At 26.9% G+C, this 21,802-nt stretch carries 25 protein-coding genes; 15 read left to right on the plus strand and 10 right to left on the minus strand.

Annotated features, from left to right (window positions below):
* Positions 1-3: 3 nt before the first annotated feature.
* Genes cysE through GBG18_RS03635 form a run of 6 tightly spaced genes read right to left on the minus strand, consistent with a single transcriptional unit; the run spans position 4 to position 5,396 of the window.
* On the minus strand, positions 4-762 hold the full coding sequence (gene cysE / locus GBG18_RS03610) for a serine O-acetyltransferase (RefSeq protein ID WP_152188482.1): 759 nt from the start codon (positions 760-762) through the stop codon (positions 4-6).
* On the minus strand, positions 755-2,563 hold the full coding sequence (gene speA, locus GBG18_RS03615; protein ID WP_152188483.1) for a biosynthetic arginine decarboxylase: 1,809 nt from the start codon (positions 2,561-2,563) through the stop codon (positions 755-757). The genes cysE and speA overlap by 8 nt, the downstream gene beginning before the upstream one ends.
* The gene (hisS, locus tag GBG18_RS03620) at positions 2,563-3,798 is read right to left on the minus strand and encodes a histidine--tRNA ligase (protein ID WP_152188485.1); all 1,236 of its coding nucleotides are present in this window, start codon (positions 3,796-3,798) and stop codon (positions 2,563-2,565) included. Before hisS ends, speA begins: the two co-directional genes overlap by 1 nt.
* Positions 3,791-4,357, minus strand: coding sequence for a dTMP kinase (tmk, locus tag GBG18_RS03625; protein WP_152188487.1), 567 nt, complete (start codon positions 4,355-4,357; stop codon positions 3,791-3,793). Before tmk ends, hisS begins: the two co-directional genes overlap by 8 nt.
* Positions 4,348-4,839 carry a pantetheine-phosphate adenylyltransferase gene (gene coaD / locus GBG18_RS03630; RefSeq protein WP_152188489.1) on the minus strand — a complete coding sequence of 164 codons (492 nt, stop codon included), beginning with the start codon at positions 4,837-4,839 and terminating at the stop codon, positions 4,348-4,350. Before coaD ends, tmk begins: the two co-directional genes overlap by 10 nt.
* Positions 4,840-4,841: 2 nt before the next feature.
* Entirely contained in the window at positions 4,842-5,396 is a 555-nt protein-coding gene (locus tag GBG18_RS03635) for a UbiX family flavin prenyltransferase (RefSeq protein WP_152188490.1), read from the minus strand.
* Positions 5,397-5,642: 246 nt separating this feature from the next.
* Between GBG18_RS03635 and GBG18_RS03640 the strand changes: the two genes are divergently transcribed.
* From GBG18_RS03640 to GBG18_RS03710, 15 genes are all read left to right on the plus strand, one after another.
* Positions 5,643-6,284: a recombinase family protein gene (locus GBG18_RS03640; protein WP_152188492.1), complete on the plus strand. Its 642-nt coding sequence runs from the start codon at positions 5,643-5,645 to the stop codon at positions 6,282-6,284.
* A 95-nt stretch (positions 6,285-6,379) separates the two neighbouring features.
* Positions 6,380-6,826 carry a 50S ribosomal protein L9 gene (gene rplI / locus GBG18_RS03645; protein WP_152188494.1) on the plus strand — a complete coding sequence of 149 codons (447 nt, stop codon included), beginning with the start codon at positions 6,380-6,382 and terminating at the stop codon, positions 6,824-6,826.
* Positions 6,827-6,831: 5 nt separating this feature from the next.
* Positions 6,832-7,368: an ATP-dependent protease subunit HslV gene (gene hslV, locus GBG18_RS03650; RefSeq protein WP_152188496.1), complete on the plus strand. Its 537-nt coding sequence runs from the start codon at positions 6,832-6,834 to the stop codon at positions 7,366-7,368.
* Positions 7,369-7,374: 6 nt separating this feature from the next.
* On the plus strand, positions 7,375-8,703 hold the full coding sequence (hslU, locus tag GBG18_RS03655) for an ATP-dependent protease ATPase subunit HslU (protein ID WP_152188497.1): 1,329 nt from the start codon (positions 7,375-7,377) through the stop codon (positions 8,701-8,703).
* Between the two features lie 60 nt (positions 8,704-8,763).
* The gene (locus tag GBG18_RS03660; RefSeq protein ID WP_152188499.1) at positions 8,764-9,069 is read left to right on the plus strand and encodes a hypothetical protein; all 306 of its coding nucleotides are present in this window, start codon (positions 8,764-8,766) and stop codon (positions 9,067-9,069) included.
* Between the two features lie 2 nt (positions 9,070-9,071).
* Positions 9,072-9,854 carry a TatD family hydrolase gene (locus tag GBG18_RS03665; RefSeq protein WP_308418455.1) on the plus strand — a complete coding sequence of 261 codons (783 nt, stop codon included), beginning with the start codon at positions 9,072-9,074 and terminating at the stop codon, positions 9,852-9,854.
* Between the two features lie 35 nt (positions 9,855-9,889).
* Positions 9,890-11,275 (plus strand): lytic transglycosylase domain-containing protein, encoded by a 1,386-nt coding sequence (locus GBG18_RS03670; RefSeq protein ID WP_152188503.1) that lies wholly within the window; start codon positions 9,890-9,892, stop codon positions 11,273-11,275.
* Positions 11,259-12,155: a septal ring lytic transglycosylase RlpA family protein gene (locus tag GBG18_RS03675; protein ID WP_226896435.1), complete on the plus strand. Its 897-nt coding sequence runs from the start codon at positions 11,259-11,261 to the stop codon at positions 12,153-12,155. Before GBG18_RS03670 ends, GBG18_RS03675 begins: the two co-directional genes overlap by 17 nt.
* 8 nt (positions 12,156-12,163) lie before the next feature.
* Positions 12,164-12,736, plus strand: a complete 573-nt coding sequence (hisB, locus tag GBG18_RS03680) for an imidazoleglycerol-phosphate dehydratase HisB (protein ID WP_152188505.1) — start codon at positions 12,164-12,166, stop codon at positions 12,734-12,736.
* Positions 12,733-13,230 carry a KdsC family phosphatase gene (locus GBG18_RS03685; RefSeq protein WP_152188507.1) on the plus strand — a complete coding sequence of 166 codons (498 nt, stop codon included), beginning with the start codon at positions 12,733-12,735 and terminating at the stop codon, positions 13,228-13,230. Before hisB ends, GBG18_RS03685 begins: the two co-directional genes overlap by 4 nt.
* Positions 13,221-13,754, plus strand: a complete 534-nt coding sequence (lptC, locus tag GBG18_RS03690; RefSeq protein WP_152188509.1) for an LPS export ABC transporter periplasmic protein LptC — start codon at positions 13,221-13,223, stop codon at positions 13,752-13,754. The genes GBG18_RS03685 and lptC overlap by 10 nt, the downstream gene beginning before the upstream one ends.
* Positions 13,755-13,763: 9 nt before the next feature.
* Positions 13,764-14,249, plus strand: a complete 486-nt coding sequence (gene lptA / locus GBG18_RS03695; RefSeq protein WP_152188511.1) for a lipopolysaccharide transport periplasmic protein LptA — start codon at positions 13,764-13,766, stop codon at positions 14,247-14,249.
* A 12-nt stretch (positions 14,250-14,261) separates the two neighbouring features.
* Positions 14,262-14,864 carry a ribosome biogenesis GTP-binding protein YihA/YsxC gene (yihA, locus tag GBG18_RS03700; protein WP_152188513.1) on the plus strand — a complete coding sequence of 201 codons (603 nt, stop codon included), beginning with the start codon at positions 14,262-14,264 and terminating at the stop codon, positions 14,862-14,864.
* Complete coding sequence (locus tag GBG18_RS03705; RefSeq protein WP_152188515.1) at positions 14,854-15,315, plus strand: N-acetyltransferase; 462 nt, start codon at positions 14,854-14,856, stop codon at positions 15,313-15,315. Before yihA ends, GBG18_RS03705 begins: the two co-directional genes overlap by 11 nt.
* 268 nt (positions 15,316-15,583) lie before the next feature.
* A complete protein-coding gene (locus GBG18_RS03710) occupies positions 15,584-16,411 on the plus strand; it encodes an SEL1-like repeat protein (protein WP_152188517.1) in 828 nt (275 codons plus the stop codon).
* A 7-nt stretch (positions 16,412-16,418) separates the two neighbouring features.
* Here GBG18_RS03710 and GBG18_RS15625 read toward each other — a convergent pair whose 3' ends face one another.
* Genes GBG18_RS15625 through GBG18_RS03730 form a run of 4 tightly spaced genes read right to left on the minus strand, consistent with a single transcriptional unit; the run spans position 16,419 to position 21,792 of the window.
* Positions 16,419-18,074 (minus strand): efflux RND transporter permease subunit, encoded by a 1,656-nt coding sequence (locus GBG18_RS15625; protein WP_152188519.1) that lies wholly within the window; start codon positions 18,072-18,074, stop codon positions 16,419-16,421.
* Positions 18,071-19,657, minus strand: a complete 1,587-nt coding sequence (locus tag GBG18_RS15630) for an efflux RND transporter permease subunit (protein WP_152188521.1) — start codon at positions 19,655-19,657, stop codon at positions 18,071-18,073. The genes GBG18_RS15625 and GBG18_RS15630 overlap by 4 nt, the downstream gene beginning before the upstream one ends.
* 9 nt (positions 19,658-19,666) lie before the next feature.
* Positions 19,667-20,425, minus strand: coding sequence for an efflux RND transporter periplasmic adaptor subunit (locus GBG18_RS03725; RefSeq protein ID WP_193311063.1), 759 nt, complete (start codon positions 20,423-20,425; stop codon positions 19,667-19,669).
* On the minus strand, positions 20,422-21,792 hold the full coding sequence (locus GBG18_RS03730; RefSeq protein WP_193311064.1) for a TolC family protein: 1,371 nt from the start codon (positions 21,790-21,792) through the stop codon (positions 20,422-20,424). Before GBG18_RS03730 ends, GBG18_RS03725 begins: the two co-directional genes overlap by 4 nt.
* Positions 21,793-21,802 lie beyond the last annotated feature (10 nt).

Below are 21,802 nucleotides of genomic sequence, written 5' to 3' on the forward strand. Positions count from 1 at the left end.
AGGTTATTTTTTCTTTATAGAATTCATTGCATTAATGAATTTATTATAATCTTCTTCAAGTTTTTTATCTTTTTTACTTACATCAATTCCATCTTCTTCTTTAACAGCAGTTTCTAAGACATGAATTCTTTCAATTAGATATTTAAACATCTCTTTATTAATATCAGGTAAGTCATCATGAGTAAATCTACAATCTTTATTATCTCTTTTAAGAATTTTTGCAGGAACTCCTACCGCTGTTGAGTTTTTTGGAACATCACAAACTACAACTGAATTAGCTCCAACTTTTGAGTTTTTCCCAATTGTTATATTTCCTAAAACTTTTGCACCACTTCCAATAACTGCATTTGATTTTACAGTTGGATGTCGTTTCCCTTTATCTAAACTTACTCCACCTAGAGTTACACCTTGATAAATTAGTACATCATCTTCAATAATAGTAGTAGCTCCTATTACAACTCCAATTGCATGATCTATAAATACACGTCTTCCAATTGTTGCTGCTGGATGAATATCTGTTTTTGTAAGTAATGAAGATATTCCTCCTAATACTCTTGCTGTTCTTTTCCATCCGTTTGTATATAACTTGTTTGTAACTCTATGATTAATAATAGCCCAAACACCTGGATAGTTAAAAAATAGCTCTATACTTGAATCTAGTGCTGGATCATTTAATTTAGGGACAAGAAAGTCTTCTTTTATTTGAGCCCAAAAAGAAATACTATTATCTTTTTCTTCTTGTTTCTCATTCTCTTTAGTCATTATAACTCCAAATTGTTTTTAAATAATTGTTTTCGTTTAGATACTTTTCTAATATTTTGTATGTGTTTATATCTAAATTTTCTTTAAGTCTATTTTTAATATCACTTGTATCATAATCAATATCTTCAAGAATATCAATAATAGTTTGTGATTCAATAACTTTTTCAAGTACAACTTCTTCATCTTTAAATACAACATTTACTTCAGTTGGATGAGAAAATAGATTATGCTTCATTCCTAAGGTATCTTGATAAGCACCAACATTAAAGAAACCTAAAAAGTATTCTTCTTTATTTAAATCTATATCATGTAAATATAAAGCTTTTTTTGAATCAAAAGGTAACTCTCCATCACTATCACAAGTAATATCCCATAAAGATGCAGATCTTGTTGGTTTCTTATTAAGATGTGTTAATGGCATAATTGGAAACTCTTGGTCTATTCCCCAATAATCAGGAAGAGATTGGAACATAGAAAAATTAAGTAAATATTTTTCTTGTATATTTTCATCTAATCTTTTTAACTCTTCATAATCTTCAACTTCAAGTTGAGAAATTGCCTTTTTAATAATTTGATGAGTTAAAATTTCAGCATTTGATCTATCTTGTAAATCAATATAACCTAAATCAAATAAAGTTAATAATGATTCCATATGATCAATTGCATCATGCATATACTCATAAGATGTTTTCTTTACCATATCTTTAAAAAGTAAATTTAACTCTTCAATTAAAGGAGGGTTGCTTTCTTTTAGTTTTAGATGCTCTAAATCATATTCTGAAGAAAAAAGTTCTAATACAGGAGTTACTAAAACTGTAGATGCAGCTGAAATAAATCTTCCTGATTCTGTAAAAATATTAGGCTCATCAACACCTTTTTGCTTAGCAATATCTCTTAATGTAAAAATTACATCACTTGCAAACTCTCTTAATGAATAGAATCTATTTCTTTCATAAGCACTATATTCAACAGCTAATCCACCACCAATATTAATAGCGTTTAAATTCTCTGCTCCAAGATTCTTAAGTTCTGCATATATATGACCAGATTCTCTTAATGCTTTTTTTAATGGTTTAATTGAATTCATAGCTGAACCAATATGAAAATGAATCATTGTTAAATACTCAATCATTTCATTTTCTTTTATCATTTCATAAGCTTCAAGTATCTCAGTTGATGTTAATCCAAACTTAGAATTAATCCCACCACTTTTAGCCCAAATACCACTTCCACCACTATGAAGTCTAACTCTTAATCCAATATTAGGACAAGGAAGATGTGTTTCTTCTTGTATCCCTATTATTGTTTCCAGTTCATTAATACCTTCAATAATAAGTGTTATATTATGGCCCTTACTTCTTGCAATAAAAGCTAAATGAATCATTTCTTTGTCTTTAAATCCATTAACTGTTATAGGGGAATTAAGGTTGTTATATGTCATTGCAATTACAAGTTCAGCCTTACTTCCAGCTTCTAAACCATAATTATATTCTTTACCATTTTGTATAAGTGGATGTATGAAAGTAGGCAGTTGATTTACCTTTAAAGGAAAGACTGCATTAAATGTTCCATTATAATTATATTCGTCAATACTTGTATTAAAAGTATCATAAAGTGTAGTTATTTGTTTTTTTGTTATATGTGGAAATCTTAAAAGTAAAGGACCTTTAAAGTCTTGTTCTCTTACTTCTTTAACTATAGATATCAATGATGGTTTACTTTTAAAATTTACTTTTGCAAGTCCTTTTTCTATTACAAAGTTATCATCACTCCATATATCAATTCCATAATTATTCAATATTAAAATTCCTCTAGTTTAATAGTTTTTTCTTCTTTTGTATCTAGGTTTTTAAGATAGATAGTTCCTTCTTCAAGCTCTTTCTCTCCAATTACTGCAAATATATTAGCATTCGCTTTTTCTGCTAGTTTAAAGTGTTTTGAAAAAGCTCTTGGTGTATATTCTACTATTGTAGTAGTTGTTTTTCTTTTCGAGTTTGCTGTTTTTAAAACTGTATTAAGTGAAGTTTCATCTAAAGCACCCATGTAAATGATGTCTTCTTTTACTTCTTTCATAATAACTAGTTCAAGTAATCTCTCTATTCCTATAGCAAAACCAATACCAGGAGTTGGACGACCTCCTAGGAATTCTACAAGTTTATCATATCTTCCACCACCAGCAATTGCGCTTTGTGCTCCAATTTCATCTGAAACAAACTCAAATGCAGTTTTTGAATAATAGTCTAATCCTCGAACTAAATTTGTATCAATTTCATATTCAATATTATTAAAGTCTAAAATCTCTTTTAGTTTTTCAAAGTCAGTATTACATGCTTCACATAGATTATCAGTGATTTTTGGTGCATTGGATAACTTTAATTGACAGTTTTCATTTTTACAATCTAATACTCTAATAGGATTCTTGTCAATTCTTACCTGACAGTCTTCACATAATTCTTCTCTAAAAGAAGTTAAATGTTTTACAAGATTTTCTTTATATTGAGGCATACAATTTTCATCACCTAATGAGTTTAATTGTAATTTAAATCCAATATCAAAGAAGTCTAAAATCTCTTTTATCATCATAATAATATTTGCATCTTCAATAACAGAAGCTACTCCAAATACTTCACAACCAAATTGATGAAACTCTCTTAACCTACCTTTTTGTGGTCTTTCATATCTAAACATAGGTCCATAATAATACCATCTTTGAGTTCCACCAGCACGATCTAGTTTCTTTTGTACAAAGTGTCTTACAACTCCTGCAGTTCCTTCAGGTCTTAAACAAACTTCATGTTCACCTTTATCTGTAAAGTTATACATCTCTTTGTTTACAATATCTGAACTCTCACCAACTGATCTTTTAAATAAAGCAGTCTCTTCTAAAATTGGTGTTTCCATATAAGAAAATCCATATCTTTTAGCAATTGCTGATGCATTATCAACAAAATATGTAAATAATGTACTCTCATCATTTACAATATCTTTCATACCTCTAAGACTTTGTATAATTGCCTTTTTTTCAACCTTACTCATTTAAAAAATCCTCTATTTGTTTTTCTATATCTTCTATTTTTTTTCCTGCATCTATAAAAAGATGATTCACTCCAAGCTTAATTATTGTTTCTTTCATTCTATTTTGAATATTAATTAAGTACTCAATTCCTCTTAACTCAATTGCATCATTTTCTTTTTGAGAAAGTCTATATTCAAGCTCTTTAGGTGATAATTCTAATAAAATTACATGACTTGGTAATATATTATTTGTAGCTAATAAATTAAGTTCAATCATCTTTTCTAATGGAAAAGTTGATGCATAAGCAATTCCTGAAATCATAGATCTATCAGAAATTACAAGTTTTTGTTTATTAGTAAGTATTACTTCTTCAATATGCTCAGCACGATCTGCTAAAAATAAAAACATTTCAGCAATTGGTGATTTTGCTTCACCATTTAAAGCCATTGACCGTAGTTTTAGACCTATATCCGTACCACCTGGCTCTTTTGTAAAGATTGCATCTGTATATTTTTTTTGTAATAAATCTAATTGTGTTGATTTTCCAGCTGTATCAATACCCTCAACAACTACATACATTTTAAAACTTCTTTGGGAACTAGATGCTGAAATTTTCCATCAAATCTAATAATTTCTCTTACTATTGTAGAAGATACAAAGGCATTTTCAAGTGTTGGCATTAAATAAAGAGTTTCAATTTTATCATTGATTGAAGCATTTGCATAACCCATTTGTAGTTCAAACTCAAAATCTGAAACAGCTCGTAAACCCCTTATAATAGTGTTTACATTTAATTGTGTTGCAAGGTCAACAAGTAATGTATCAAAACCTTCTACTCTAACATTTGGAAGGTGATGAGTTGCTGCATTAACAAACTCTACTCTTTTTTCATGAGAAAACATAGGACCTTTTAATTCACTTTGTGCAACAGCAATTATAACTTCATCAAATATATTTGCAGCTCGAGCGATAATGTCTAAATGTCCATTTGTAATAGGGTCAAAAGTACCACTGTATATGGCTTTTCTATAAGATTCTCTATCTATTATATTTCTAGGCATGTTTATTTCCATCTTTTATATAAATTATTGTCAATTTTTAGTAAATCAAACCATTTACCAATTAAAAAGTTTTCCATCTCTTCTAATGTTTGCTGTGTTGAATAATACCCAAGAATAGGGGGTGCTATAGTAACTCCTAAGTTAGATAATTTCAACATGTTTTCTAAGGCAATTGAATTAAGAGGCATTTCTCTAGGTGCTAGAATTATATCTCTTTTTTCTTTTAACATAACGGTAAAAGCTCTTGTAATAAGGGAATCTGAGATTCCAACTGCACATTTTGCAAGTGTGTTCATTGAGCATGGAAGGATAATCATCTTATCTACTTTGAAAGAACCAGAAGCAATAGGTGCTGCAATATTTGTATCTAAAAATATTTTAACATTTTTATAATCTTCAAAACTCTTCTTAACAGACATCCCATTTTCTAACTTCAATGCAATTTTTGCACTTTTTGAAAGTACTAAAAATACTTCAATATCCTTAGGAATATTTTTAACAAATGTAAGCCCTAAGTTAGCTCCACTTGCCCCTGAGATTGCGACAGTGATTTTCAAAAGATACCTTTCTCATCGTATATATTTAAAAAGATAATATCAAAAAAAGGCTTTTAATTCAAACTGTATAATTATATGTGTAAAGACATATTTGATAAATGGGGAATATTGGGCATTTATATTGATTAAATTAAGCTTAATTTAATAAGTTATTTGTTAACATTTTGTATAAACTTTAAATATATATAATTAAACATTATGTTTTTATGTATTTAAATAATATACTTAATGTTAAAGGATTAAATCATGTCAAATGTTTTCACGTATACTCGAATAAACAAAAATAATGAAAAATATACTGAGCAACAAAAAGTTATATTAGATAGTTATGTTAAAAAACATAATATAGATATTTATAAAAATATTGAGATAGATATAAGTACTCCAAGTGATGAAAAAAACATTCTAGAATTACTAAAAAATTGTGAAAAAAATACAACAATTATAGTTTATGACTTAAATGTTTTTGGGAGAACAATTGAAACAATTTTAGAGATTGTAAAATTTCTTTTATCTAATAAAATAAGAATATTAGTAGTGAATCAAAATCTTGATTTAGTTGATGATAAAGATATGCTAACTCAAATGATTCTAGGAATGATTTCTATGACTATTGGATTAGAAAAGGATTTAATGAGTTTACGAACAAAAGAAGCATTAACAGCAAAAAAACTATCTGGTGTTGCTTTAGGTAAACCTGTTGGAACTATTCAAAAATCAAAATTTGATAAGCAAAGAGATAAAATTGAAGAGTTACTATCAGTTGGTTTATCTGTTAGAAAAATTGCAAAGCTATTAGGATATAACAATCATATTGGTTTAAATAATTATGTTAAAAAAAGGAATATTAGACAAAATTTGCCTAATACTCTTGATATTGCAAGTTAGTAAAACTATATTTAAAATAGCAAGAGTAGTATGATTTATTCTTACTTCATATAACTTATAGTAAAATACTGCCAATTTAGATATATGGAGAAAATATGAAAGTTTTATTAATTAAAGATGTTCAAGGTACTGGAAAAGCTGGTGAAGTTAAAGAAGTTAAAGATGGATATGGGAAAAACTTTCTAATTGGAAAAGGTTTAGCATTACATGCAACAAACGATGTACTAGCAAAATACAAAGCTGAGCAAAAAAGAAAAGATGCAAAAGAAGCGGAAGAATTAGCTGCTGCAAAAGAGTTAGCTGAAAAATTAAATGCTACAAAACTTACTATCAAACATAAAATTGGTGCAAATGGTCACTTAATTGGTTCTGTTACAAATAAAGAGATTTCTGAAGAGTTAAATACTCAATTCTCAATTGAAGTTGATAAAAAGAATTTATCTTTAGATAAAAAAATTAAAGCTGAGGGTACTTTTACTGTTGATTGTAAATTAGGTCATGGCATTCATGCTGATTTAGAAGTTATAATTATTGGAGAATAAGCAGAATGTTTGATGCTACTACAATACTTGCTTACAAGGGCAAAAATAAAGCTGTAATTGGAGGTGACGGTCAAGTTACTTTTGGTAATACAGTTTTAAAAGGTAATGCTACAAAAATCAGAAAACTTTACAAAGATCAAATACTTTCTGGTTTTGCAGGAAGCACTGCTGATGCTTTTAATCTTTATGATATGTTCGAAACTCATCTTGAAAGTACAAAAGGTGATTTATTAAAAGCTGTAATTGCTTTTTCTAAAGAGTGGAGAAAGGATAAAGTTTTAAGACGATTAGAAGCTATGATGATAGTTTTAAATAAAGATCATATTTTTATTTTATCTGGAAATGGTGATGTTGTTGAACCTGAAGATGGAGCTATTGCTTCAATTGGTTCTGGTGGAAACTTTGCTATTTCTGCTGCTAGGGCTCTTGCAAAACATTCTGACTTAGATGAAGAAGATGTTGTAAAAGAGTCTTTAATGATTGCAGGTGAACTATGTATTTACACAAATCAAAATATTAAATTATTGAAAATAGAGGACTAATAAAGTATGGATTTAACACCAAAGCAAATTGTTGCATACTTAGATGATTATATTATTGGACAAACTAATGCTAAAAAAACAATTGCATTAGCTTTAAGAAATAGATATAGAAGAATGAAAGTAGAACCAGAATTACAAGAAGAGATAATGCCAAAAAATATTCTTATGATTGGTAGTACTGGTATTGGTAAAACTGAAATTGCAAGAAGATTAGCAAAAATGATGTCATTACCATTTGTAAAAGTTGAAGCTAGTAAATATACTGAAGTTGGATTTGTAGGTCGTGATGTTGAGTCAATGATTAGAGATTTAGTATATGAATCAATAAATATTGTAACAAGAGAATATGAAGACAAAATCAAAGATAAAATTGAAGATGAAGTTCATAAAAAAATTATAGAAATACTTGTACCTCCACTTCCACAAACTGCTACAGATAATGCAAAAGAGTCATTTATCAAAACATATAATGTGATGGAGAAAAAACTTCTTGATGGCTCTTTAGATGATAAAAAAATTGAAATAGAAGTTTCTAAAAAAGCACATGTAGAAATTTTAGATTCTAATATGCCAATGGATATGAGTTCAATGCAAGAAAGCTTAAATAAAATGCTTGGCGGACTTAATAAAGATAAAATTAAAAAAGAAGTTAGTATAAAAGATGCAAAGGTTTTATTAAGAGATGAAGCTAGTGAATCTTTACTTGACCAAGAAGCTATTAAAATTGAAGCTGTTAAAAGAGCTGAAAATGGTGGAATTGTATTTTTAGATGAAATTGATAAAATTGCATCTGGTAAAACTAATCAAAATCAAGATCCAAGTAAAGAGGGTGTTCAAAGAGATTTATTACCTATTGTTGAAGGTAGTACTGTTCAGACTAAATTTGGTCAAGTTAAAACTGACCATATCTTATTTATTGCAGCTGGTGCATTCCATGTTTCAAAACCAAGTGATTTATTACCAGAATTACAAGGAAGATTTCCTTTAAGAGTTGAACTTGAATCATTAGATGAAGAATCTTTATATAAAATTTTAACTAATACAAAAAACTCTTTATTAAAACAGTATCAAGCACTATTAGCTGTTGAAGAAGTAGAATTAGAGTTTGATGATAGTGCAATTAGAGCCTTTGGAAAGTATTCTGTAACAGCAAATGAAATGACTGAAGATATAGGTGCTAGAAGATTACATACTGTAATTGAAAAAGTTATTGAAGATATCTCTTTTGAAGCGAATGAAAAAAAAGGTGAGAAAGTAATCATAACAAAAACTTTAGTTGAAGATAAACTAGATGAGATTGTAGATAACGAAGATACAGCCAGATATATACTGTAGTTTTGAAATTAATAATCTTTTAGATAGAATAAACTATTAAAGAAATTTAGGAGATTTTATATGAATATAATTACATTTTGTGAAATTGATGATTCATTATTTAATGATGATCATAAAGTTGAACATTTTCATAGTGGCGTGAGTGAAAAAGCAGATATTATAATTTTGAATATTGATTCAATTTTTGAATTTGAAGAAAATAAATCTGAAGTTTGTAAAGTAAAGTCTGTTTCTGTAGCCGTTATTGATGATGAAGAAGATTATGATGCATTTAAAAACTTTGGTATTGATGCATGGATTTTAAATTCTGATTTATCTGAAATAAATGGATTATTAAACTTACTTGAAAAAAGGTTTTTAGTATAATTATAGATACACATTGTCATTTAGACAACAAACAATATTATGAAGATGTTGATGCAGTAATTAAAAATGCCTTAGATCATAATGTAAAAGGCTTTTTAATTCCTGGTGCTGATTTTAATGATCTTCCACAAGCTATTAAGCTTGCTGAAAAATATGATGAAGTATTTTTTGCTGTTGGAATTCATCCTTATGATATTCATATGTATGATGAAAAAGTTTTAGAAGAGTATATTAATCATCCTAAATGTATTGCCGTAGGTGAGTGTGGTTTAGATTATTTTAGACTTCCTGAAGATGAAGAAGAAAAAAAAGCTAATATCGCAAAACAAAAAGAAGTTTTCATAGCTCAAATAGAGTTTGCTAAAAAAGTAAATAAACCTTTAATTGTTCACGTTCGAGAAGCTTCAAATGATTCAAAGCAGATATTAATTGATTATGATACAAAGCAAGTAGGTGGAGTACTTCACTGTTATAATGCAAGTGAGCATTTACTACCACTAGCTGAGCATAATTTTTACTTTGGAATAGGTGGTGTTTTAACTTTTAAAAATGCTAAAAAACTAATAGAGGTTTTACCTAAAATCCCAAAAGATAAACTAATTATAGAAACAGATGGACCTTATTTAACTCCTCATCCTTTTAGAGGAAAAAGAAATGAACCTTACTATACAGTTTTTGTAGCTGATAAAATGGCTGAATTATTAGAAATGACTAGAGAAGAGATTGATAATCTTACTACAAAAAATGCTATTAAATTATTTAAAGAGTTTTCTAGCCTATCTTAAAAAGGATATCTAGTAATACTAAAATAGGATGTTATTTGAATAAGATATTATTAATTATATTTTTATCTCTTAGCTCCTTTTCTTTTAATTTAAGTGCAGTTGCATTTACAAAAAAAGATTATCAGGTTTTAAAAGATTTAGATATAGAAAAATCTTTTGTACATGATGAACATCTTCAAGATTTATATAATGAACTATCAAATAAAAACCATTTATATATATACAAAAGAAATTTAAAAAAATCATCAATCTATATTTCAAAAATAAAAGAAGTTTTAAATCAAGAGGGTTTACCCTCAAGCTTTTTATACTTATCAATGGCAGAATCAAATTTTAGAGTTGATGCTAAATCTTCAACAAATGCTCTTGGCTTATGGCAATTTATGCCTCAAACTGCGAAAATATATAATTTGAGAAATGATGAATATGTTGATGAGCGATTAGATTTTATTAAATCAACACATGCAGCTTCAAAATATTTAGGAGCACATTATAAGAGATTTGGTAAATGGTATTTAGCAATTTTGGCATATAATTGTGGTGAGGGTAGAGTAATTGAAGCACTTACAAGAGCTAGTATTGATAAATATATAGAACGTTATCCTGATAAAAAAAACTCTTTAAAAATTAAAGAGTACAGAAATATTATCAAAGAGTATTTACGAACTAAAAAAAATTTTTATAAAATCAACAATATCTATAAAGATTTAGGAGATTTAAATATTCATGTAACTGCACGAGATCTTTTAAAAATACAAGAAAAATTAGATAGACAATACTTACCAAGAGAAAGTCGTATTTACTTAAGAAAAATTGTAGTTTTAGCAATGATAGCTAATAGAAACTTTTTAAAAAAAGGTTATATTTTTGATAGAGATATAAACTCTACAATTACAACTGTAAAATTAAAAGGTGGATTACACTTAAGAAGTATTTCAAAAGTATTAAATATGAAATATAGTACTTTATCAAAAATGAATTTGCATATAAAACAGCAGATTTTGCCTTTTGATGTAAAAAGTTATGATGTTAATATTCCTTATTCTAAATTAGGTATTTATAGTAAAAATAAAAATAAAATAAAAAATGAATCTTTTGTAATTTATAGAGTAAAAAAAGGTGATACTTTATCAAGTATTGCATATAAATATAAAGTAAAATATAGTTTAATAAAAAAGTTTAATGAATTGAAATCAAATCGTTTATCTTTAAAACAAAAACTTGTTATTCCTGTTATTAAAAATAAGTCAAAAAACACAAGAAGAAAAATAGCAAATAAGAGATTGTATAAAGTAAAAAAAGGCGATTCTTTAAGTACAATTGCACATAAATTTAATATTAGTGTAAAAAAAATAAAAAAAGACAATAGTCTAAAATCAAATAAAATAAAAATTGGAGATAAAATTGCAATATATAAATAAATTTTTAAAATACGGAACAATAACTAGTTTAGTAATAGTAGCATTTTTAATAACAGGTTGTTCATCAAAAAAATATAAAGTAAGCTCTTCTGATATAAATAAGATATATAAAAATACATCAAATAGTAAAATTAGAAATTCAAAAGCAATGCATAGAGCAACACTTCGTCCTTATACAGTATTTGGAGAGAGATATTATCCTTTTATAGCAAACGTAAATGATGAGTTTACAGGAATTGCATCTTGGTATGGGCCAAATTTTCATGCTAAAAAGACTTCAAATGGTGAAACTTATGATATGTATGCATTAACTGCTGCACATAAGACTCTGCCTATGAATACAGTTGTAAGAGTTGATAATCTTGAAAATGGTAAGAATGTAGTTGTACGAATTAATGATAGAGGACCTTTTGTTGATGGAAGAATTATTGATTTATCAAATACAGCTGCACATGCAATTGATATGGTAAGAAAAGGTACTGCAAGGGTAAAAATAACTGTTTTAGGATATAATGGCGAAATACAAAATTATAATGCTCCTATTAAGCAAGCATATAAAGCACCTATTGTTCCTAAGAAAGTAGTTCCAGTAGTTAATCCAATTACTCCTGTTTCTTCAATGGCAATAGAAGAGAAAACTATAATTCATGATAATTATAATTTACAAGTTGGTGCTTTTTCTAAACTTGAGGGTGCATTACAAACAAAAAGAAAATATGAAACAATGTTAAATAATCAATATAAAATTGATATTGTAAAAGTAGTTTCTAATGATAGATTTTTACATAAAGTTTTAATTAGAGGTTTTAATTCACAAAATCAAGCACAAATATTTAAAGATTCAAATGGCTTAAATAGTGCAATTATAATAAGAAAATAGGGTTAAGAATGGTAGAACAAAATAGAAAAACAAAAGAAACAGATATTAAATGTAAACTAGATGTAAATGGTAGTGGAAAGTCTAATATTAATACTGGTGTAGGTTTTTTTGACCATATGTTAGAAGCTTTATCAAAACATAGTGGAATTGATATCGATTTATCTTGTGATGGGGATTTACATATTGATGCACACCACACAGTTGAAGATTGTGGAATTGTTTTAGGAAAAGCCTTAAAACAAGAAATATTTCCTATTGAAGCAGTTGAAAGATATGGAAATGCAACCGTTGTAATGGATGAAGCAGCAACTACTTGTGCCTTAGATTTATCAAATAGACCTTATTTAGTTTATGAAGTAAATGTAAGTGGAAAAGTTGGAGATTTTGATGTTGAATTAGCTGAAGAGTTTTTTCACGCCTTAAGTGGAAATGCTGGATTAACTGTTCATATTATTCAAGATAGAGGAAGAAATAAACACCATATTTTAGAAGCAAGTTTTAAAGCCTTTGCTGTGGCCTTACGTCGAGCACTAGTTAAAAATGAAAGATTAGGAATTCCTAGTACAAAGGGTGTTTTATGATTGAACTTATTGTATTAGATGTTGATGGTACATTAACAAATGGACAAATAACATATACTAATTCAGGAGATGAGTTAAAATCTTTTGATGTAGCAGATGGTTTAGCAGTAGCAACTTGGACAAAAAAGCTTGGAAAAAAAGCTGCTATTATTACAGGAAGAAACTCTTTAATTGTTGAACGTCGTGCTAAAGATTTAAAAATAGAACACTTACATCAAGGAATTCATAATAAAGATGAAGTCTTACAAAAAATTCTTGATGATGAGGGACTTTCATGGAATCAAGTTGCAGCAATTGGTGATGATTTAAATGACTATAAAATGCTCAAAAAAGCAGGACTTTCATTTACTCCTTTAAATGGAACACAATACTTAAAAGATTTTGTACATGTAGTTTGTAAAAATCAAGGTGGTAGTGGAGCTGTTAGAGAAATGATTGAGCATATTTGTAAAGAAGATGGACTTGAAGAGGATTTTTTAAACGCATGGATATAAAGTTTTTTAATTATTCATTATTGCTTTTAGCTGTTGGAGCATATTTTATTCCAGTTGATAATGTAGCTAAGAATAGTGATATTAAAGATATTCCCTTAGTAATATTTGAAAAGCCATTAATGTATACATTAAATGATAAAAACTTATCAAGAGTAGTTGATGCAAGTCATGCAGTAAGATATAAATCAAGAGATGAAATGTATGATGCTAATATTCTTTTGAAAAATAATTTAGAAGAAAAAGATTATAAAGTTGAAACTTTAAAGGCTCAAGTTATTATAAAAAAAGGTGATGATTTAACATTACGAAAAGATGTTAAATATAATAGAGATGATTTTATAAATCTAAATACTGACGCCTTAGATTATAATATAATAACAAAAGTAGCAAAAAATAGTGTGCCTTATGATGGGTATTATTATAACAATACTATAAAAGGCACAAACTTATATTTAGATGGAACAAAAAATTATATGAAATCTAATAAAGTTCATTTTGAAGTAGAAGTAAAAAATAAAAAATAAAGGTAAACAATGAAGTTTTTAGCAGGTTTATTAGTATGTTCAACACTTTTATTAGCACAAACACAACAGCTTATAATTGATGCACAAAATTTTGAAGCAAATGATAAAAAAGGTATTTCAACTTTTACAGGAAATGTTAAAATACAAATGGGAAAAGATAGATTAAATGCCCAAAAAGTAGATATATATTTTGTTACTAAGAAAGGAAGTACAGGAAAGGTTCCTTCAAAATATATAGCAACAGGAAAAGTAGATTTTGAAATTGTAACAGATGTAAAACATTATGCGGGAAAAGGAGATAAAGTTATATATTCTCCAATAAAGCAAGAGTATACAATACTTGGAAATGGCTTTTTACAAGAAAAAAATGATGATAAAAAGATTTATGGTGAAAAGATTTATGTAAATCAATTATCAGGTGAAGCAAAAGTAAATGGAAGTGGTAATAAACCAGTAAGATTTATTATAAATATTGAGCGTGGCTCACAAAAGTAAGGAAAATATTAAATGAGAATAGTTGAAGCAAATTTTATGGAATCAGCTCAAAGCATTCAGGACTCACCAAGTCCAGATAAAGCAGAAGTTGCTTTTTTAGGTAGATCAAATGTAGGAAAATCCTCTTTATTAAATACATTAACACATAGAAAAGGTTTAGCTAAGTCATCATCAACTCCTGGTAAAACTCAACTAATTAACTATTTTAATATTAAGTTTAAAACTGATAAAGAAGAAGTTCCTTTTCTTTATGCAAGATTTGTGGATTTACCTGGATTTGGTTATGCAAAAGTTTCTAAAAGTTTAAAAAAAGATTGGAATTCTAATTTAACAGGTTATTTAGAGCAAAGACAATGTTTACAGATTTTTGTACACTTAATTGATTCTAGACATACTGATTTACCAATTGATAAAAATGTTGATGAGTTTTTAAAAGCTAATAAAAGAGGCGATCAAATTATTATTAATGCATTTACAAAAATAGATAAATTAAAACAAAATGATTTACAAAAATTAAAAAGAGAAAATCCTGATGGGATATTTATCTCTAATTTAAAGAAAAAGGGTGTAGAAGCTCTTCAAAATAGAATTACGGAGTACTTATTTGGAAGTTAAGTTTTATAAGCCTGATGTAACTTCAATAGCTTCAATGCAAGAGCTTGTTAAAGCAGAAGTTGAAAATGGGAATATTCTTTTAAGAACTGAAGATGAAATGGCTAATACAATTAGATCATATACAATTGTAGAAGTTGATGGTGTTATGGCAGGTTTTACAGCTTTGCATATTCACTCTGCACGACTTGCTGAAGTTAGAAGTTTAGTTGTATCTAAAAAGTTTAGAGGCTTAGACCTTGGCTTAAGACTTGTTGAAGAGTGTATTAAAGAAGGAAGAGTATATAAGTTAGAACAAGTATTATCCTTAACTTATGCACAAAGTTTTTTCGAAAAAGCAGGCTTTCGAGTAATTGAAAAAGAAGCCATTCCTGAACATAAAATATGGGCTGATTGTATTCGTTGTAAACATTTTCCTGTTTGTGATGAAATTGCAATGGTCTTTGATTTATAAAAAAAGGCTAACAATCTATTAAACATTATAGATTAATAGCCTTTTTATTTCATAAATTTAAAAAATAATTTTATACTTTTTATAATCTCAAAAAAAGTAATTAATCCATAATCACAAGTAAATAGTTTTATATAAGCAATAATCACTCAAATTTAAACTTTTTTATATAATATAATAATATATTTAGATATTTATAATTTATTTATAACTTGTTAAAATAAGAAAAATAGTTAAGTACTATTTAATAAGATTTTACTAGGAAATAAATATGAAAATAATAATATTAATACTTCTATTTATCTTGAATTTAAATTCAAGCAACTTAACAATGGGTAATGAAGCTTATTTAAAAGCTGATTATGAAAAAGCTTACTCTTTTTATGAAGATGCTTGTGCTGAAAATAGATATGTAGCTTGTTATAATTTGGGCTTTGCTTATGAGAGTGGACATACAAAACAAAAAGATTATAGTAAAGCAGTAGAATACTATAAAAAAGCATGTGATGGCGATGTTTATAACGCTTGCTATAACTTAGGATTGTTGTATGATAAAGGAAAGGGTGTTTTTGAAGATAAGTTAAAAGCAATAAAATTATATACAAAATCATGTGAGGGGGGAGCTTATAGAAGTTGTCATAACTTAGCTTCTTTATATACAAAAAAAGAGTATCAAGATTATAAAAAAGCAAGTGTTTACTTTAAAAAAGCTTGTGATAATGATGTAAATTACTCATGTATGAATTTAGGTGTTTTATACAAACAAGGTTTAGGTGTAAAGCAAGACTATAAAATTGCACATGATTTATATGAAAAAGCATGTAATGCAGGAATTGATATAAGTTGTTATAATTTAGCTTTATTATATGCAAAAGGAAAGGGCCTTAGTAAAAACTATAATATAGCAAATAAACTTTATAAAAGAGCCTGTGATAACAATATTTCAAATGCTTGTATGAATTTAGGAGTTTCTTATTATGAGGGAAGAAGTATTGAAAAATCAAAAGTAAAAGCAAAAATATTATTTAAAAAAGCTTGTACTCTTGGATATGTAAAAGCTTGTTCTTACTCAAAAGCTTTAGAAGACCAAGGCTTCTAAGACTTTTTTAGATGATTTTATGTAGTTGATTTTTTATAATTACAGGAACAAAGAACATTGATACAATATATGATATTAATGTTCCTCCAATTAAAGCAACTCCTAATCCTCCAAAAACAGCATCAGTTGCTAAGAGAGAACTTGCGAATACCATTGTAAGAACTGTTAATATTATAGGCTTAGAACGTGTTGCTGTTGCACGTGCAATTGCTTGGTTAATACTTAAGTTTTCTTCTTTTACTAATTGTTTTGAAAAATCTATTATTAGTGTAGAGTTTCTTGAGTTAATTCCAATTAGTCCAATAAATCCTATCAAAGATGTTGCTGTTAAATAAAAAGTATCTTCTGTGATTATATCCATAATAACATGAGCAAAAATTACTCCAACTATTGATATAAAACTTGCTAAAACAATTCCACCTGAAAGAGCAAAACTTTTATAATACATTACCATTAAGAAAAAAATCAGAACTAAAGCAATGATAAAAGCTCCACCTAAATCTATAAAGGTATCAATTGTAACTTTTAATTCTCCATCAAAAACTAAATCAAACTTTTCCTTTGTATTTTTATCTTCAAATGAAAGATTTAACATATTTGTTTTTGTAATTATAAACTCTTTTTCTAACTCTTTTAACATCTGATTTCTTGAATCTAAAAGAGGATAAATTTGACTATCTTTATTTGTTTCAGCTATTACATTTATCATCATATTTAGATTTTTTGATGTAAGTGTTGGCTCTTTAATAATCTCTTTTATTGTAATAAAAGAGGCTAAATTTATCATAAATCCTTGATTATTTACTAGTTTTAAAGTTTGTAGTTTACTTTCTAAACTTTTCTTTGTAGAGTTTTCTAAAAGTCTTGAGTCATCTAATCTTAAAAATATTGGTATTTGATTCTCTGCTTTTTCTTCATTTACAACAGAGATTTCCATACCTTCATATGCTAAGTAAAGGATATTCTTTACCTGCTCTAGACTAATACCACTTTTTATGATTTTATTATTATCAAGTTCTAATTGATATTTTATATAATCTTTATCAGCCATTACATCAATATCAACTAATGTAGCTTGTTCTTTTAGAATCTTTGCTATTTTTAAAGAAAAATTTCTTCTTGTTTCAAAGCTATTACCCCCATAAATCTCTGCAACTATGGAAGCAAGTACAGGAGGACCAGCTGGAAGTTCTATAAACTTTATATTTGCCTCATATAAAGAACAATTTTTTTGAATATTTTCTCTAATATTACTAATTAAATTATAACTTGTAATTTCTCTATTTTCTGCTTTTTTAATGTTTACCATTATTTCAGCTTGAGATTGCTTATCTTTTAAAGCACTTTGCTTAACCATTGCTGCAAAATCTAAAGGTTGGCCTTCTCCTATGAAAATAGAAATATTAGTAACAAATTCATTTTTTTGAAGCTTTGAAGAAATACATCTTGTAACTTCTTTAGTTTGTAACTTACTTGAACCATCTTTTAAATCTACATAAATAGAAAAAGTATCTGAGTCTTTACTTGGTAACATTTTTGCTTTTATAATTTCATTTGGGAAAGTTGCAATACTTAAAGCAAATAATACAAAGGTTATAAAATAGACTAAAAAAGATTTTGCCTTACTTTCTAAAATATTAAATATAAAGTTTTCTAATTTCATTTTTTAACCTTATAAATTTTTTTAATTAAATATGGAGTAAAAGCATAAGCTACAAATAAGGACATAACAAGTGAGATAGATATAAAAATTGGAAGAGGGTGCATAAATTGTCCCATCATTCCACCTACAAAAAACATAGGTATAAAAGTCATTACTATTGCTAAAGTTGCAATATTTGTAGCATTACCAATTTCATTTGTGGCATTTATAGCAAGTATTGATATATCAGTACCAGGCTTCTCTTTTCTATGTCTATGAATGTTTTCAATTACAATAATTGCTGCATCAACAAGCATTCCAAGAGAGACTAAAAGTGCAAATAAGGTAATTCTATTGATTGTTTCATCTAGTAAAAAACCTGCAAATAGTGTTAATGATAAAATCATAGGAACTGCAAGTGAAACAATCATAGCTTCTTTAAATCCTAAAGTAAAAATAAGTAAAATAGCAATAATTACAATAGAAATAAGTAAGTTTTGAACAAGAGAATTTACTGCATTATTTGCAGTATATCCATCATCTCTTGTAATTGTAAAGGCAATATTTTTTTTAATTAAATCCTCTTTTATTAAATTCATATATTCAAATATTTTTTCATTTATAACTACTGAGTTTGAACCATTTAATTTTGAAATACTCATTGTAACTTGCTCTATCTCTTCATAAACTCCTTGTGAGTTTTTTTGATAAATCTGTGCTTCTTTATTATTTTGAATATCATAAGATCTTTGAACACTTGCTATATCTTTTAAATAAATTGCAACACTATTTTGATATGAAACAATTATATTTTCTATATCTTTTTTAGATTCAATAGCTTGTTTTATCCCAAAAACAACAATATCTCCAGCTTTTGTATTTCCTTTTATATTTGCAGTTTTATATGATAATGCTTGTACTTGTTTCATAACTTGAGCAATTGATAAGTTATATGCAGAAATTTTATTTGAATCAATTAAAATATTATATTGCTCTTTTTTTTCACCCTTTAAATCAACAAGTGCTACATTTGTGATTTTATTTACTTCTTTAGTAATCTTATTTACTTCTTTATAAAGTTGAGTTTGGCTTATTAAATCTTTACCATCTTTTTTCATTGAATAAAAAGCCATAGTTGCTATTGGTATATCTGTATCAATATCCATTGTCTTTATAATTGGCTGCATTGCTCCGCTTGGCATTAAATCCATATTTCTCATAACTTGGTCATAAAGTTTAAGATTTGATTCTTCTTTATCTTGTCCTATAAAGTATTGTGCTTGAACAATTCCCATTGAATCTTTAGCAAAAGAGTAAATATTTTCAACACCTTTTATCTCTTTAATTTTTTTCTCTAAAGGCTCGATTATAACTTTTTGTATTTCACTAGGACTTGCCCCTGGAAGTACAACTATAACAGCACCTCCACTTACTTTTATTTGAGGGTTCTCTTCTCTTGGCATAAATACTAAAGAGATATAACCAAGAATTAAAATAAATATTCCAAAGATAAGTGTCAAAGGATGATTTATAAACGAAAGTGATAATTTTCCTGCAATATTTAAATCTTTATCAATAGTATCTTTAAACTCTTTATTTTCCATACAAATACCTTATCTTAAAGGTTCTATAAGTAGTTTAGCATACATACCAGGATAAACTTTTAACTCTTTTTTATCAAAAGAAATTTTTAAAATAAAAGAGTGAGTAACTGTGTTTATATTAGGAATTATTGCATCAATTTTACCTCTTGTTTCTAAATTAATTGAGGGAATAGAAACTTTCACTTCTTGATTAATTTTTATTTTTCCTAAGTTATTTTCTGAAATATCTGTTTTTATTTTTAAACTTGAAAGGTCTGAAAGAATTAATGCAGGTGCACTTGGCATTGACATTTCACCAGCTTTTATTGATTTTTTTATGATGAGTCCATCATTTGGTGCTTTAATTTTTAAATAATTATATTGAAAGTTTACTTCTTTTAGTTTTGCTTTTGCAATTAAAATCATATTTTTCATATTTATAAGATTAAGTTCTAATTGTTCTACATCATATTTTGGAACTAAATCTTGCTTATATAAACGTTTGTATCTATTGTAATTTACTTTTATATTTGCTAGTTTGTTCTCTTGCATCTTAAGATTTAGTAAGGCCTCTTGTTTTAAAGAATCAATACTTGAAGAATCAATCTCATAAAGTAACTGGCCTTTTTTTACAAAAGAACCTTCACTTACATATACATCTTTTATAAAGCCCATATTTCTGCTTGTAATTACTTTTTCATTATCAGATATTACAGTTCCTGATAACTCTATATTATTTGCGAATATATAAATAGTTGAAATACAAAGTATTAATATATTTTTTATCATTTTATTACCTTTAAAATTGTGTTATTACTTAGAAAACTATTTCCACTTATTAGATTTATTTTTGCAAGTGCTAAAGATTTTTCATATTTTGCAGCTATTAACTGTGTTTTTGTATTTCTTAAATTTGCTTCTTGTTGTAGTAAATCTGTCATTGCTATTAAATGATTCTTATACATAAGTTGTGATTGTTTATAAATATCATTTGCCAAAACTAGTGTTTCTTCTCTCTCTTTTAAGATTTTTTCTTTTATTTCTAAATCAAGAAGTGCTTTTTGTAATTGTAGTTTAATAGCATCTTTTAATTTTTCATAATCAAAAAGAGATTTTTTATATTGAATCTGACTTTTTTGCATATCTACATCTCTTGTATTATCAAAAATAGTGTATTTTAATCCAAGAACTGCATTGTAATAATCTTTTTTTGAATCAAGTGTTAATTTATCGTCATTAAATCCATACTCTAAATGTGAATAAACTGTAGGGTAATATTCTGCTTTTGATATCTCTATGTTTTTCTTTTTTGCTTTTATATTAATATCTTGCATTCTTAATTCATCTGCATTTTTTAAAGCATTTTCATATAAGACATTAAAGTTAGAATATTTTATTTTTATATATTTTAATTTTTCTACATCATTTATTTCATTTTTTGATGTTAAAAATTTAAGATATGCAAGAGCTAGTTGAAATTTATTTTCAGATTCAAGGTTCTTCGTATTTATATTTAATTCATGTACTTGTGCTTGTTTAACATCAATTTTTGTAACTAAACCCTCTTTATAAAAAGCATTTGCAGATTTAACTATAAAAGCAATTGATTCTTTTGCTTTTTTTGTAGTTTTTATAAACTCTTTTGCAAGAACAGCTTGGTTGTAAGCTTTTAATACCTCATAAGATAGTTGTCTTTTATCTAAATTGTATTTAACTTCATTTGCTTTTTTTTGAAGTTTTAAAATCTCCTTTTGATTTGATAACTTAAAACCTGTAAATAAGGGAATATCATAATTTAATTTTGTATTAAAGTTATTTCTATCCTCTGGATTATTTAAATCTTCTGCTATAACTCCTAAATTATTTGGATCAAATTCACTTGCTCCAAAATCATTAAAACTAGCTTCTCTTGATGAAAGTTTTGAATTAAATACATATCCAGCATGATTTGTTCTGTTTATTTGCTCTTCAAAGGATAGTTTTCCATAAGAAATGGAATTTACTTTTTCTATATTTAAATTTGCTACTTCTATATCTAATTTTTGTTTTTTTAAATCCTTATTATTTTTAAAGGTAAAATTTAAAGCTTGTTCAAAATTAACTGTTTGAGCATAAGTAAATGATGTTAGTAGTAATGATAAGTATATCTTATGCATAATAATAGCT

Source organism: Poseidonibacter ostreae (assembly GCF_009208075.1).
Classification (GTDB): domain Bacteria; phylum Campylobacterota; class Campylobacteria; order Campylobacterales; family Arcobacteraceae; genus Poseidonibacter; species Poseidonibacter ostreae.

Coding starts and splice junctions, on each gene's coding strand:
- coaD (WP_152188489.1), bottom strand. CDS start 4,839: ATGCCTAGAAATATAATAGATAGAGAATCTTATAGAAAAGCCATATAC.
- GBG18_RS15630 (WP_152188521.1), bottom strand. CDS start 19,657: ATGGAAAATAAAGAGTTTAAAGATACTATTGATAAAGATTTAAATATT.
- hslU (WP_152188497.1), top strand. CDS start 7,375: ATGGATTTAACACCAAAGCAAATTGTTGCATACTTAGATGATTATATT.
- yihA (WP_152188513.1), top strand. CDS start 14,262: ATGAGAATAGTTGAAGCAAATTTTATGGAATCAGCTCAAAGCATTCAG.
- GBG18_RS03710 (WP_152188517.1), top strand. CDS start 15,584: ATGAAAATAATAATATTAATACTTCTATTTATCTTGAATTTAAATTCA.
- hisB (WP_152188505.1), top strand. CDS start 12,164: ATGGTAGAACAAAATAGAAAAACAAAAGAAACAGATATTAAATGTAAA.
- GBG18_RS03640 (WP_152188492.1), top strand. CDS start 5,643: ATGTCAAATGTTTTCACGTATACTCGAATAAACAAAAATAATGAAAAA.
- tmk (WP_152188487.1), bottom strand. CDS start 4,357: ATGTATGTAGTTGTTGAGGGTATTGATACAGCTGGAAAATCAACACAA.
- GBG18_RS03685 (WP_152188507.1), top strand. CDS start 12,733: ATGATTGAACTTATTGTATTAGATGTTGATGGTACATTAACAAATGGA.
- hisS (WP_152188485.1), bottom strand. CDS start 3,798: ATGAGTAAGGTTGAAAAAAAGGCAATTATACAAAGTCTTAGAGGTATG.
- lptC (WP_152188509.1), top strand. CDS start 13,221: ATGGATATAAAGTTTTTTAATTATTCATTATTGCTTTTAGCTGTTGGA.
- GBG18_RS03730 (WP_193311064.1), bottom strand. CDS start 21,792: ATGCATAAGATATACTTATCATTACTACTAACATCATTTACTTATGCT.
- GBG18_RS03660 (WP_152188499.1), top strand. CDS start 8,764: ATGAATATAATTACATTTTGTGAAATTGATGATTCATTATTTAATGAT.
- rplI (WP_152188494.1), top strand. CDS start 6,380: ATGAAAGTTTTATTAATTAAAGATGTTCAAGGTACTGGAAAAGCTGGT.
- lptA (WP_152188511.1), top strand. CDS start 13,764: ATGAAGTTTTTAGCAGGTTTATTAGTATGTTCAACACTTTTATTAGCA.
- GBG18_RS15625 (WP_152188519.1), bottom strand. CDS start 18,074: ATGAAATTAGAAAACTTTATATTTAATATTTTAGAAAGTAAGGCAAAA.
- hslV (WP_152188496.1), top strand. CDS start 6,832: ATGTTTGATGCTACTACAATACTTGCTTACAAGGGCAAAAATAAAGCT.
- GBG18_RS03725 (WP_193311063.1), bottom strand. CDS start 20,425: ATGATAAAAAATATATTAATACTTTGTATTTCAACTATTTATATATTC.
- cysE (WP_152188482.1), bottom strand. CDS start 762: ATGACTAAAGAGAATGAGAAACAAGAAGAAAAAGATAATAGTATTTCT.